Source organism: Streptosporangium sp. NPDC020072 (genome assembly GCF_040631445.1).
GTDB lineage: Bacteria > Actinomycetota > Actinomycetes > Streptosporangiales > Streptosporangiaceae > Streptosporangium.
On sequence record NZ_JBEYAB010000002.1, the window covers coordinates 42173 to 51262 of the forward strand.

9 protein-coding genes are annotated in these 9090 nt (G+C 69.3%); 4 read left to right on the top strand and 5 right to left on the bottom strand.

The window, feature by feature from the left end; all coding sequences use genetic code 11:
* Nucleotides 1-7: 7 nt before the first annotated feature.
* Both ABZ470_RS03490 and ABZ470_RS03495 read right to left on the bottom strand, forming a co-directional pair.
* On the bottom strand, nt 8-1162 hold the full coding sequence (locus ABZ470_RS03490; RefSeq protein ID WP_362909716.1) for an ABC transporter ATP-binding protein: 1155 nt from the start codon (nt 1160-1162) through the stop codon (nt 8-10).
* A 26-nt stretch (nt 1163-1188) separates the two neighbouring features.
* A complete protein-coding gene (locus ABZ470_RS03495; RefSeq protein ID WP_362909718.1) occupies nt 1189-2646 on the bottom strand; it encodes a gamma-aminobutyraldehyde dehydrogenase in 1458 nt (485 codons plus the stop codon).
* A 197-nt stretch (nt 2647-2843) separates the two neighbouring features.
* Between ABZ470_RS03495 and ABZ470_RS03500 the strand changes: the two genes are divergently transcribed.
* From ABZ470_RS03500 to ABZ470_RS03510, 3 genes are all read left to right on the top strand, one after another.
* Nucleotides 2844-3338, top strand: coding sequence for an Lrp/AsnC family transcriptional regulator (locus ABZ470_RS03500; RefSeq protein WP_352009507.1), 495 nt, complete (start codon nt 2844-2846; stop codon nt 3336-3338).
* 179 nt (nt 3339-3517) lie between these two features.
* Entirely contained in the window at nt 3518-4228 is a 711-nt protein-coding gene (locus ABZ470_RS03505) for an ATP-binding cassette domain-containing protein (RefSeq protein WP_362909720.1), read from the top strand.
* A 94-nt stretch (nt 4229-4322) separates the two neighbouring features.
* On the top strand, nt 4323-4985 hold the full coding sequence (locus ABZ470_RS03510) for a hypothetical protein (protein WP_352009509.1): 663 nt from the start codon (nt 4323-4325) through the stop codon (nt 4983-4985).
* A 143-nt stretch (nt 4986-5128) separates the two neighbouring features.
* Here the strand turns inward: ABZ470_RS03510 and rlmN are convergent, their stop codons facing one another.
* Nucleotides 5129-6259 carry a 23S rRNA (adenine(2503)-C(2))-methyltransferase RlmN gene (gene rlmN, locus ABZ470_RS03515; protein WP_362909723.1) on the bottom strand — a complete coding sequence of 377 codons (1131 nt, stop codon included), beginning with the start codon at nt 6257-6259 and terminating at the stop codon, nt 5129-5131.
* Nucleotides 6260-6334: 75 nt separating this feature from the next.
* Between rlmN and ABZ470_RS03520 the strand changes: the two genes are divergently transcribed.
* Nucleotides 6335-7414, top strand: a complete 1080-nt coding sequence (locus ABZ470_RS03520) for a suppressor of fused domain protein (RefSeq protein ID WP_352009511.1) — start codon at nt 6335-6337, stop codon at nt 7412-7414.
* 3 nt (nt 7415-7417) lie between these two features.
* Here the strand turns inward: ABZ470_RS03520 and ABZ470_RS03525 are convergent, their stop codons facing one another.
* Both ABZ470_RS03525 and frr read right to left on the bottom strand, forming a co-directional pair.
* Nucleotides 7418-8248 (bottom strand): phosphatidate cytidylyltransferase, encoded by an 831-nt coding sequence (locus ABZ470_RS03525; RefSeq protein ID WP_352009512.1) that lies wholly within the window; start codon nt 8246-8248, stop codon nt 7418-7420.
* A 68-nt stretch (nt 8249-8316) separates the two neighbouring features.
* Nucleotides 8317-8874, bottom strand: coding sequence for a ribosome recycling factor (gene frr, locus ABZ470_RS03530; RefSeq protein WP_352009513.1), 558 nt, complete (start codon nt 8872-8874; stop codon nt 8317-8319).
* Between the last annotated feature and the right edge of the window lie 216 nt (nt 8875-9090).

Consider the following 9090-nt stretch of genomic DNA (forward strand, 5'->3'; position numbering starts at 1 on the left):
GTCAACGTCAACTTCCGATCACGTACGAGTGGCGTGCCTGCCACGACAACCAGACGGCCTCGCCACGCTCGGCCGTGCTCGTGCTGTCGAGCGCGTTCTGCTGGAAGACGGTGATCTCGGCGCCGTCGGCGAGGCGCACCGTGTAGCTGTTGTAGAGCCCCAGGTAGACGACCTCGGAGACGGTGCCGCGCACCGCGCTGAGGTCGCCCTCCGGCTCCCCGGCGGAGATCGTGATCTTCTCCGGGCGCACGGTGACCGCGACGCGGTCCCCCGTGACGTGGGCGTCCCCCTCGACCAGGACGCGCCCTCCGTGTCCCGCCCGCAGGACGGCCCGCCCGGCGCCCGTCTCCTCGACGACGCCGTCGAGGAGGTTGGAGGTGCCGATGAAGCCCGCGACGAACGCGGTGGCCGGACGCTCGTAGATCTCGCGGGGCGGGGCGAGCTGCTCGACCAGGCCGTCGTTCATGACGGCGATGCGGTCGCTCATGGTGAGCGCCTCGCTCTGGTCGTGGGTGACGTAGACGAAGGTGATGCCGACCTCGCGCTGGATGCGCTTGAGCTCGATCTGCATGGCCTGGCGGAGCTTGAGGTCCAGGGCGCCGAGCGGCTCGTCGAGCAGGAGCGCGCGGGGGTTGTTGACCAGGGCGCGGGCCAGGGCGACGCGCTGCTGCTGGCCGCCGGACATCTCCCTGGGGCGGCGCTTCTCCCGCCCGGTGAGGTCGACGATCTCCAGCATCTCCCCGACGCGCCGTTTGATCTCGGCCTCGGCGACCTTCCTGCGCCGCAGGCCGAAGGCGACGTTCTCCCAGACGTTCATGTGCGGGAACAGCGCGTAGGACTGGAAGACCATGTTCACGTCGCGCCTGTTCGGCGGGACCCCGGTGACGTCCTGGCCGTGCAGCCTGACCGTGCCGCGCGAGGGGTCCTCGAACCCGGCGATCATCCGCATGGTCGTCGTCTTGCCGCAGCCCGAGGGCCCCAGGAGGGAGAAGAACTCGCCTCCGGCGATGCTCAGTGTGACCCCTTTGACCGCCTGGACGACCTCACCCTGGGCGAGGTACTCCTTGACGACTCCGGAGAGCTCGATGGCGGGCACCTGGGGGGAGGAGGGGACGGCCGCAACCGCCCCCTCCTCTTCTGAGCCCGCCTGGATTTCGGTCATACCAGGCTTAATCTCTCTGTCTGCGGCTACTCGCCGATGTAGTGCATGACGTGCTTTACGCGAAGGTAGTCGTGAAGGCCGAAAACCGACAGGTCCTTACCGTATCCGGAGTGCTTGAACCCTCCGTGCGGCATCTCCGAGACGAACGGGATGTGGGTGTTGACCCACACGACGCCGAAGTCCAGCCTCCTGGAGACCCGCATCGCCCGGCCGTGGTCGGAGGTCCAGACCGAGCTGGACAGGCCGTACCTGACACCGTTGGCCTTGGCGACCGCGTCGGCCTCGTCGGAGAAGGTCTGCACCGTGATGACCGGGCCGAAGACCTCGTTCTGCACCATCTCGTCGTCCTGGCGCAGGCCGTCGACGACGGTCGGGGCGAAGAAGTAGCCCCGCTCGCCGACCCGCTCGCCGCCGGTCAGCACCTTGGCGTGCCCGGGGACGCGCTCAAGGAAGCCCGCGACCCGCTCCAGCTGGGCGGCGTTGTTGAGCGGGCCGTACAGGGCGTCCTCGACGGACAGGTCACCGGTGACGGTCGCGGCCGCGGCCTCGGTGAGCGCGGCGACGAAGGCGTCGTGGACGTCCTCCTGGACCAGCACCCGGCAGGCCGCGGTGCAGTCCTGACCCGCGTTGTACAGCCCGGCGGTCGCGATGGACTCGGCGGCCGCCTTGAGGTCCTTGACGTCGTCGAAGACCACCACGGGGGCCTTGCCGCCCAGTTCGAGGTGGACGCGCTTGAGGTCGTCGGCCGCCGACCTGGCCACGGCCATGCCCGCGCCGACGGAGCCGGTGATCGCGACCATCTGGGCCGACGGGTGGCCGACGACCAGCGCGCCGGTCTCGCGGTCGCCGACGACGACGTTGAAGACGCCCTTCGGCAGGATCTCACCGATGATCTCGGCGAGCTTGACGGTGGAGACCGGGGTGGTGTCGGAGGGCTTGAGCACCACGGTGTTACCCGCGGCGAGCGCGGGGGCGATCTTCCACACCGCCATCATCAGCGGGTAGTTCCACGGCGTGACCTGGCCGACGACGCCGATCGGCTCGTGCCTGATCACGGAGGTGTGGTCGGCGAGGAACTCACCCGACGTCGGCCCCTCAAGCGTGCGCGCGGCGCCCGCGAAGAACCGGAAGTGGTCGGCGGCCACCGGGGTCTCGTCCTCGGCCATGCGGGCGAGCGGCTTGCCGGTGTTGCGGCACTCGGCCTCGTTCAGCTCATCCGCCCTGGCCTCGATCGCGTCGGCGACCTTCAGCAGCAGACCGGCGCGCTCACCCGGGGTGGTCTGGCTCCACGACTCGAAGGCGGCGGTTGCGGCGGCGTAGGCGGCGTCGACGTCCTCGGCTCCGGAGACCGGGGCCTGAAGGTAGGCTTCCCCGGTGCAGGGGTCGATGACGTCGGAGAACCTGCCGCTTCTGGCGTCCACGAGCTCACCGTCGACGTAGTTGCGCAGCCGGGCGGATTCACGGTTCTCAACCGGGGTGGTCACCGTTGACCTCCTAGTTCTTTCGAGCTGAGTCGTCGAGACTCTTACAGAGGAGAAGACCCTCGACAAGGGATTTCGTTGTTAAGATATCAAATTGCTACGAAATCGCTTGACAGAGACGCAATAACTGACACGATGTCGCACCAGAGCCGCGAGAACACCGGCGACACACACGCATCAGGACGTCTCAGGGAGCGCGCATGACGACCCCGTCCAAGGCACGCCGCGAGAACGACGCCAGACCCGGCACCGTCGTCCTCGACGAGATCTCAAAGAAGATCATCGAGCAGTTACAGGCGGACGGGCGCAAGCCGTACGCGGCGATCGGCAAGGCGGTCGGCCTGTCCGAGGCCGCGGTGCGCCAGCGGGTCCAGCGCCTGATCGACGGCGGTGTCATGCAGATCGTCGCGGTCACCGACCCGCTGACCCTCGGCTTCTCCCGCCAGGCCCTGATCGGCATCAAGTGCGAGGGCGACCTGGAGGCGGTGGCCCAGGAGTTGTCCCTCATCGCCGAACTCGACTACGTCGTGCTGACCGCGGGCGCGATGGACATCATGGTCGAGGCGGTCTGCGAGAGCGACCAGCACCTGCTGGAGATCCTGGGCAAGATCCGCGCCATTCCCGCGGTCCGCGGCACGGAGACGTTCGTCTTCCTCAAACTCCACAAACAGACCTACTCCTGGGGCACCCGCTGACCCCTTGGAGCGTTTCTCGGGAAGCCCACTACCCTCCTGGGACATTCCTTGGGGGACCCACCGGCCTCCTGGGGCGGCACGCTTTCTGTTAACTTTATTTCCTAATTGCTAGCGTTTCCCCCGCGACCACACGCGCGCCTCAGCGACGGAAACGGGTGATCACGAAAGTGGTACCAGGCATGCGGCTCTCCAAGGTGTTCTTCAGATACTCGCGACGCGGTCCGTGGGTGCTGCAGGACATCGACCTCACGCTACGGCCCGGCTCCGTCATCGAGGTCACCGGCAAGAACGGGGCCGGCAAGTCCACCCTGCTGCGCCTGCTGGCCGGGATCGTCCCGCCCTCCAAGGGCACCGTCGCCCAACGGCCCCGCGTCGTCGGCTACGCCCCCGACGTCTTCCCCATCGGCCAGCCGTTCACCGTCACCGCCTACCTGACCCACATGGCCGAGATCCGGGGGGTCTCCCCCGACGCCATAGGACGCCTCGCCGACCGGCTTGAGGCGACCCACCTGCTCGAACAGCCGCTCGGCGACCTGTCGAAGGGCAGCGCCCAGAAGATCGGGCTCATCCAGTCGCTGCTGGACCCGCCGGACCTGCTCATCCTGGACGAGCCCTTCGCCGGGCTCGACGCGCACACCCGGGGCGAACTGCCCGCCATGATCGGCGAGATCGCCGCCAACGGCGGGACGGTCGTGGTGAGCGACCACCAGAACCAGCTGGAGAACTTCCCCGGCGCCGACCACTGGCTGGTCGCGGGCGGTACGGTGACCACCCAGGCGGGAGAGCGCCCCAAGCAGGTCGTGATCGAGGTGCTCGTCGACGCCGCGGAGGCCGACGAGGTCGAGCAGAAGCTCCACGCCGACGGCTACACGACCAGGCGGGCCCTGTGACCCCCTCCGCGTCACGCCTTCCCGGCGTCAGGCAGATCACTCCCTACGGCGCCCTCCCCCATCCGAAGGCGGCCACAACGCCCAGGAAGGCCAGATGATCCCCCTCGTCCGTTTCAAGCTGGCCGCCTACACCCGGTCGCACCGCCTGCTCCAGCCGGTGATCGCCCTGTTCGCGATGCTGGCGATCTTCTACTCGTCGCCGGGACCCGCCCTTGAGGGCTACAGCGACTCGGCCGCGCTGCTCATCGTCGTCTTCGCCTGGGCCGCCAGGAGCCTGCTCGACACCGAACCGCCGACCCAGCGGCTGATCTCGATGACGGCGGCGGGAAACCCCGGCCGGGAGGTCACCTCTGGCCTGGTCGCCGCCTTCGCCGTCAACCTCGGCCTGGCGGCGGTCGCGATCGTGGCCCCCCTGATCATCCGCTTCGGCGTCCTGCCCGCGCCGGGCGACCTGGCGCGCGGCGTCGGGCTCCACCTGCTTGGGGTGTGCGTCGGCACCGCGCTCGGCGCGCTCGCCAGCGCCCCGATCCTGCCCTCCCCCGCCACCTCCCTGGTGGCCCTGTTCGGCGGCTACACGGCCATGCTGCTGCTCAGCCTCACCCCGATCGGGTCCTTCCTGGTGCCGATCATGCCGTGGATGCGGGCGACCAACTCGGGCAGGCTCGACGAGGTCCTGCTCCCGATAGCCACCGCGACGCTCCTGTGGTCCGCGGCGGGCGTGCTGGCCTACCTCAGACTGCGCCGCTCCCGCCCCTGACGGACGCCGCCCTGGCCCGTGTCAAGGCGTGACGGCGAGGACCGGGTGCGGCGGGGGGCGCCGGGTGCGGGGACGGGTCGGTACGGCGGGCGGCGGCCGGGGGGCCGGCCGTAGGGCCTGGGGGTTGCCCGGGCTGTTCGGGGCTATTCGGCGGCGGCGAGCTGGCCGCAGGCACCGTCGATCTCGCGGCCCCTGGTGTCGCGGACCGTCACCGGGACGCCGTGGAACTCCAGGCGGCGGACGAAGGCCTGCTCGTCCTCCGGGCGGGAGGCGGTCCACTTCGAGCCCGGGGTGGGGTTGAGCGGGATCAGGTTGACGTGCACGAGCTTGTTCCTGACCAGCTTGCCGAGCAGGTCGGCCCGCCACTCCTGGTCGTTGATGTCCTTGATCAGGGCGTACTCGATCGAGACCCGGCGCTTGGTCCTGGCCGCGTACTTCCAGGCGGCGTCGAGGACCTCGGCCACCTTCCAGCGGGTGTTGATCGGCACCAGGGTGTCGCGCAGTTCGTCGTCCGGGGCGTGCAGCGACAGCGCCAGCGTCACCGGCAGCCCCTCCTCGGCGAGCTTGCCGATCGCCGGGACCAGGCCGACGGTCGAGACCGTGACCCCGCGCGCCGAGATGCCCAGCCCCGAGGGGGCGGGCTCGACCAGCCTGCGCACGGCCCCGATCACGGCCTTGTAGTTGGCCAGCGGCTCGCCCATGCCCATGAAGACGACGTTGCTGATCCGGCCCGGCCCTCCCGGGACCTCGCCGGAGGCGAGAGCCCTGGCTCCCGCGACCACCTGCTCGACGATCTCGGCGGTGGACATGTTGCGGGTCAGGCCCGCCTGGCCCGTCGCGCAGAACGGGCAGTTCATCCCGCAGCCCGCCTGAGAGGAGACACAGATGGTCGTCCGGTCCGGGTAGCGCATCAGGACGGACTCGACCAGCGCGCCGTCGAACAGCCGCCACAGCGTCTTACGGGTCGTGCCCCTGTCGGTCGTCAGCTCCCTGACCGACGTCAGCAGCTTCGGGAACAGCGCGGTGGCGAGCTTCTCCCTGGCCGCGGCGGGCAGGTCCGTCATGAGGGCCGGGTCGCCGTTGAGCTTCTCGAAGTAGTGCCGGGAGAGCTGGTCCGCGCGGAACGCCTTCTCACCGAGCTCCGTGACCGCGGCCTTGCGCTCGGCCATGGTCAGATCGGCCAGGTGACGGGCGGGCTTCGCCCTGCGGGGCGCCACGAAGGTGAGCTGGCCGGGGGCGGGAGTCCGGCTCTGGCTCTGGCTGGCAGTGGACACGGTGCAAAGCCTTCTCTCGACGGTTACGCGAATACTTCGGAAGCGGTGCTCGCCCCTGATCTAGAGTCCGGAGGTATGGCGACAATCCGCTCCACGGGCGAGCGGGGAGACGACGTCGAGGTCGTGTTCACCGACGTCAATCCCTACGGGAGCCGCACCCTGGTGGTCGAACGCGACGAGACCTCCTCGGTAGCTTACCTGCGCGGGCCTCACGGCACGGTTCACGGAGCGGTGTGGCTGGCCAACCACGGCCGCGCCCCCGAGGCCTTCGACCCGTCCCGTCCCGAATCCGGGCTTCCCCCGGTGGCGCCCAGGGCGAACACCGGGCACCCCGACGGCAGGGCACCGCTGGGCAGGTTGCGGGCGCTGTGGTTCGAGGAGGGCGACGGCGTCGCCCTGTACGAGAACGACGAGTTGCTGGCGGTCATTCCTGGCTGGGCCGACATGAGCCGCGGCATGCCGGGCTACTCCTTCGACGCCGTCGGAGAGTTCCCGTTCGCCTGGTCGCTTGAGGAGGCCCTGGAGGGGCTGGCCCCCAGACTGGCCAGGGCCCGCGCCTACTGGGACTGGCGGACGGGTGAGGGAGCCTGGGCGACGTTCCAGCAGTTCGTGATGGGCCACCTGGACAGGACGGTGGGCACGGCGGGCAGGTTCTGGGACGCCGGAGGCGACCGGCTGCCGACGGTCGGCATCACGGAACGGCCCCCCGAGGGTCAACGCGAGTACACCGTCCTGTCCACGGTCGGAATGAGCTGCCAGCCGATGCCGACCGTCGAGCAGTACGTCGAACGGCCCCAGGCCCGCACCAGGATCGAACTCGCCGTCGCCACCCCCGGCGACCCGCGTGAGGCCGCCAGGCTCTTCCTGTGGCTTGCCCAGTATCCCTGGCACTCGGTCACCTGGCTGGGACACGGCCACACCGCCAGGTGGTACCACCGCCCCGAGACGTTTCCGCTCGGCTCCCCCTACGGGGGCGTCATCATGCTGAGCGGCCTGCCCGGCCTGCCCGACCTGTCGGGTTTCGCCTTCGGCGGGGACGACGTCGAGTGGCTGTGGCTGGTCCCGATCACCGCCGAGGAGCTCGACCTGGTCGGCGAGGAGGGCCACCGGGCGCTCCTGCCCCGCCTCTCCTCGGCCCGGATCACCGGGACCTGAGGCTCACACCAGCAGCGTCAGCAGCGCCCAGATCGGGATCAACGCGGCCAGCAGCGAGTCGAGGCGGTCCATCAGGCCACCGTGACCGGGCAGGACGCTGCCCATGTCCTTGACGCCGAGGTCCCGCTTGATCACCGACTCGACGAGGTCTCCCAGCGTGGCGAAGGCGACCGCGACCGCGCCGATCAGCACGCCCTTCCACACGGCGTCGCCGAGCAGCCACGCGACCAGCCAGCCGCCGACGGCCATGCAGGCCAGTGCGGAGCCTGCCAGCCCCTCCCAGGTCTTCTTCGGGCTGATCCGCGGCGACATCTTGTGCCTGCCGAACAGGATGCCCGCGAAGTAGCCGCCGATGTCGCTGGCGGCCGTGGTCGCGACGAAGACGACCACCCGGTCCGGCCCCTGGTCATCGGCGAGCAGAAGCCCGACGAACCCGGCCAGCAACGACGGGTAGACGGTCACCAGCAGGGTCGCGGAGATGTCGCGGACGTAGCCCTCCGTGCCCTGGAACATCCGCCAGATCATCAGCACGAGCACGGTCATCGCGAAGGCGCCGACGAGCCACGCGGGCCCGTCCCTGCCGCCCCAGTAGGCGCCGCAGACCATGATGGCCATCCCGGCCAGAACCGGGACCACCGGGACGTTGATGTCCCTGGCAGCGAACGACTTGACGAGCTCCGTCACGCCGATGCCCACCGCCGCGATCACCACGGCGAGAAAGAGCCACTCGACGAAATAGAGGGAGGCGATGATGACCGCTCCCAGACCGGCACCCACCGCGATCGCGACGGGGAGATTCCGGCCGGTACGGCTACCGCCCGTCGCAGGTTCCACGAGGCCCTACTCTCATGCGAAAAATCCTTGTCCCGCGCGGAAGGCCGGGCGGGACAAGGATCACAGGCTCAGACTTCGAGCAGCTCGGCTTCCTTGTGCTTGAGCAGCTCGTCGATCTTGGCGACGTGCCTCTGGGTGAGGTCGTCGAGCTCCTTCTCGGCGCGACGCACCTCGTCCTCGCCCGCGTCGCCGTCCTTGACCATCTTGTCGAGGGTCTCCTTGGCGTGACGGCGGATGTTGCGGACGGACACCCGGGACTGCTCCGCCTTGGTGCGGGCGACCTTGATGTACTCCTTGCGGCGCTCCTCGGAGAGCTCGGGGAAGGCCACCCGGATGACCTGACCGTCGTTGCCCGGGTTGACGCCGAGGTCGGAGTTGCGGATCGCCTTCTCGATCGCCGCCATCGAGCCCTTGTCGAAGGGCTGGATCACGACCATACGGGCCTCGGGGACGTGGAACGAGGCCAGCTGCTGAATGGGCGTGAGGGCGCCGTAGTACTCAGCGCTGATCTTGTTGAACATCGACGGGGTGACCCGGCCCGTGCGGATGCCGGCGAAGTCGTCCTTCGCCACGGCCACGGCCTTCTCCATCTTTTCTTCGGCTTCGAAGAGAGTTTCGTCAATCACAGCGGCTCCTGCCTTCTCGGTCACTCACCATTCCACACCCGCTTCGCGGAACGCCGTACCATCCGGAGGGGTCCCTCCATATGGCCGGTGCCGCCTTCCGCTCCGCTCACCGCGGTCAGGCTCGCTCCCCGTCTTCCGGGTCACTCACCCGACTCACTCACTTCACGGGAGACTCCTACGTCGCCCACCGCTCCGCTCGCTCCGTCAGGCTCGTTC

Coding starts and splice junctions, on each gene's coding strand:
- ABZ470_RS03505 (WP_362909720.1), top strand. CDS start 3,518: ATGCGGCTCTCCAAGGTGTTCTTCAGATACTCGCGACGCGGTCCGTGG.
- ABZ470_RS03520 (WP_352009511.1), top strand. CDS start 6,335: ATGGCGACAATCCGCTCCACGGGCGAGCGGGGAGACGACGTCGAGGTC.
- ABZ470_RS03490 (WP_362909716.1), bottom strand. CDS start 1,162: ATGACCGAAATCCAGGCGGGCTCAGAAGAGGAGGGGGCGGTTGCGGCC.
- ABZ470_RS03500 (WP_352009507.1), top strand. CDS start 2,844: ATGACGACCCCGTCCAAGGCACGCCGCGAGAACGACGCCAGACCCGGC.
- ABZ470_RS03510 (WP_352009509.1), top strand. CDS start 4,323: ATGATCCCCCTCGTCCGTTTCAAGCTGGCCGCCTACACCCGGTCGCAC.